The sequence below is a fragment of the Pedobacter sp. 10L46_2 genome, assembly GCF_056395165.1.
The window spans coordinates 1-3,328 of the sequence record NZ_JBFTIZ010000391.1 but is presented as its reverse complement, the minus strand read 5'-3'; the positions used below and the strand labels follow the sequence as shown (position 1 = coordinate 3,328).

The window sequence follows — 3,328 nt, the reverse complement described above, 5'->3', positions numbered from 1 at the left end:
ACGCAAGGATACAAGAGGAAACATGCGTTATGAACAAAACAGTCTTTATCTGGAAGATGGCGCATTTATCAGGTTAAGCAGTGCCAGATTGGCCTTTACGCTTGATCCTAAAATAGCCGCAAAGGCTAAAATGAAATCGGCAACGGTTTATGTTTTTGGACAGAACCTTTTAACCTGGACAAATTACAGCTTGTTTGATCCCGAGTTCAGTACCTCAAATCAGCTACAACCGGGTAATGATTCTGGTCGATACCCTAAAATAAGAGAATTCGGTTTGGGCGTTAACCTTACATTTTAAAATCAGAAATCATGAAGAAAATATTATATATAAGTGCGGTATTTAGTGTAGTTCTTTTTTTAGGCAGCTGCAAAAAGTTCCTTACCGAAGAACCATTAACACAGGTGTCTGCCAAGAATTATTTTAAATCATTAAAAGATGTAAATGCTGCTATGGCCGGTGTTTACGGATCCTTTCAGCAGGTAATGACAGGTACGGGGGCAAATTTTAGCGGTAAGTACCATTATTGGGGAGAGGCCCGATCAGATAATTTTGATTTGCATCCTGGTTATAACAACATTACCATGCAGGAGCTTTCATTAAACAACCTTACCTCGGGAAATGCACAGTCATCGTGGGCCGAGCTGTACAGAACTATTGGAAGAGCAAACACCGCAATCAAATACATTCCACAAGCGGCTTCTTTAGATAACCAGATTACTCCGGCAATAAGGGATAAGAATTTGGCAGAATGTTATGCAATGAGGGCAATGTGCTATTTCTATATCATCAGGCTCTGGGGAGATGCACCAATATGGACTGAACCATATGATGATTTTTCACAGGAAGATGAGAGGCCAAGAGAATCTAAGGATAAGATCATGAAGGAGATTATTCTTGCTGATCTGGAAAAAGCATATTCATTAACGCAGAAACTTCAAACGCCTAATGTATGGTTAATCGGTGAGGCTGGTATAGCTGCAATTGCAGCAGATGCTTACATGTGGAACGCAGGTGCAAATAACCAGCCTCAGGATTATGAGAATGCAATAATGTGGATCAAAAGAGTTTTTGCAGCAAAAGCACCTTCGGGCAAGGTGTATGGTGGTAATGAGATCACAGATCTTGAGAGCCAGGCAGATTGGAAACCGAAATTGTTTCTTGATCCAACAGGTTCTAAAGAGGCGATCTGGAGCATTTACTGGGATAACTTAAATAACGGTTGCGCGTGCATTCCAGTTTCAATAGGAGAGTCTAACACTACCATTCGACTGGATTCAGTAATTCACAACGATTGGAAACTGAATAAAGCTGATACCAGAGTGACTAAAACACTTGATACTTTGAAAACGCTGGCACATTTCGATAGGTTACTTAAATATTATGATGTTCCGGGTTCTGGTTTCCCGGGAGGTGGCAAGCCTGCTAAAGAGTACAATGTTTACCTGGTGATGTACCGTTTAGGTGATGTTTATCTTTCTTATGCTGAAGCGCTAAATAAAACGGGCGACCGTGCAGGAGCCTTGAAATACCTGAATTTTATTAGGGTGCGTGCTGGTTTGGCCGCGCTGTCTGCTGATGATCCTTCGGTTGCAAATGAAACTGCTATGGAAGATACCATCCTTCAGGAAAGAAGATATGAGCTTTTTGGAGAAGGTAAAAGATGGTTTGACCTGGTTCGTACTAACCATGTGAACAAAATAATGGATCCTGTAATTAACAGAAGACTTACCAGGCTGCAAGGTGGAGTGCCTGCAACCGGTGGTTTTGGGCCGTTGAAAGAAAAACTGTTGTGGCCGATAAACCGCTTTGTTCTGGAAGACAACAGGCAATTAGTTCAAAATCCAACTTACAATTAATGATCAGGAAAATGAAGAATTTATTTAGAAATATATTAACGGTAGCCACTGTTGCTACTTTAATTTCGGGATGTTCTCTTGCAGGGCTGGACTTGCAGGAAAACTACGACAGGGTTCCGCATACTGTAGACCCAAAGATCTATAAGAGTACATGGCAATACCTAAAGGACAGATCCAGAGGGGCTAATAGCGAGGCAAGGATATTTGACAGGATGATGGAAGCTATTGAGTATTCCGGGATAGATACAAATGAATACAAAAAGCCGAACAGAACATTTATACTGCTAAATAACGGTGCTGTTACTGGTACCAACTTTTGGGGTACCTATAAAATAAATAATAAAGTTGCGACAAAATGGGACGATTATCCTAAAGAGTTTGTTAAAAACTACCTCTTGTATCTTATTGTGGAGGGACAGCATGATCACTTTACCATTCCTGCGCTTCAAACAATAGAAGGCAATACACTGGCACCAAAAGGCTACTGGAATCAGTTACCGGTGGGTATTACATCAACCAGTGTTTTTTTGCCTAACCCTAATTCAATTATGACCATTAAGGTGCTTAATTCATCGCCATCTAATACCTCTGATTATCCGATTGTGTTAAATGAGGTATTGAATGTTAGAACCAGCAGCATACAGGCAACAAATGGCTCCATACATGTAATTGGGGGAGTATTAACCACAAGTATTCCTGAATAGTCCTTAGAAACCGATTATACCTATAAATTATATTGATAAAAGTGAAAAAATACAGACTGATACTCTTTTTAGGATTGCTGATTTGCAACCAATACTTATTTGCACAACAAAAACAACGTTTATCCGGAAACTGGGAATATTTAAAAGGCGATCTGGGAGGTGTTTGGGAAGCGGTAAGGCCAGTTAAGGAAGGCAATCCGGAAAGTGTTCCGTTTTGGCAGAAGGTTACGCTACCGCATTGCTTTAATGCTACCGATGCGGTAGATCCTGATGTGAATTACTATCAGGGGCCAGGCTGGTATCGTACACAGCTAACAATTGCCAACCCATACCAAAAGGGAAGAACTTTGCTTCACTTTGAGGGTGCCGGACAAAAAACACAGGTTTACATCTACAACAAAAAGGTAGGTGAACATGTTGGCGGCTACGATGAATTCACTATTGATATAACAGATGAGGTGGAGGCCTTCAAAAAAAATGAAGTCTTTCAAAAGGAATTTAAGGGCAAAATTCCTGTAGAAATACGCTGCGACAATTCAAGGGATCTGGAAATGATCCCTTCCAGCTTATCCGATTTTAATGTATATGGTGGTTTGTACCGCTATGTAAATTTGGTTTATACTCCACAGGTATCTTTAGATAAAGTATTTGCCGATGCAAGCGTTGATGCAAAAGGCGGTTCAGGTAGATTAACGGTGGCGGCCAGATTATTAAACCCGGATGGGATTGATACAATTTCTGTAAAGATTAATCTTAACGATCCGCAG

At 40.7% G+C, this 3,328-nt stretch carries 4 protein-coding genes; all 4 read left to right on the top strand.

Going from position 1 to position 3,328, the window contains the following annotated elements:
- The coding region (locus tag AC1DDX_RS25575) for a hypothetical protein (protein ID WP_477622837.1) at window positions 1–298 on the top strand (298 nt) is incomplete at its 5' end.
- Window positions 299–309: 11 nt separating this feature from the next.
- Window positions 310–1,857, top strand: coding sequence for a RagB/SusD family nutrient uptake outer membrane protein (locus AC1DDX_RS25570; RefSeq protein WP_288883241.1), 1,548 nt, complete (start codon window positions 310–312; stop codon window positions 1,855–1,857).
- An 11-nt stretch (window positions 1,858–1,868) separates the two neighbouring features.
- Window positions 1,869–2,561 carry a hypothetical protein gene (locus AC1DDX_RS25565; RefSeq protein WP_288883243.1) on the top strand — a complete coding sequence of 231 codons (693 nt, stop codon included), beginning with the start codon at window positions 1,869–1,871 and terminating at the stop codon, window positions 2,559–2,561.
- Window positions 2,562–2,602: 41 nt separating this feature from the next.
- The coding region (locus AC1DDX_RS25560; RefSeq protein ID WP_477622836.1) for a sugar-binding domain-containing protein at window positions 2,603–3,328 on the top strand (726 nt) is incomplete at its 3' end.

Bases quoted from the DNA above. Each gene is read 5' to 3' on its own strand.
- AC1DDX_RS25570 (WP_288883241.1), top strand. From the start codon at position 310: ATGAAGAAAATATTATATATAAGTGCGGTATTTAGTGTAGTTCTTTTT.
- AC1DDX_RS25565 (WP_288883243.1), top strand. From the start codon at position 1,869: ATGAAGAATTTATTTAGAAATATATTAACGGTAGCCACTGTTGCTACT.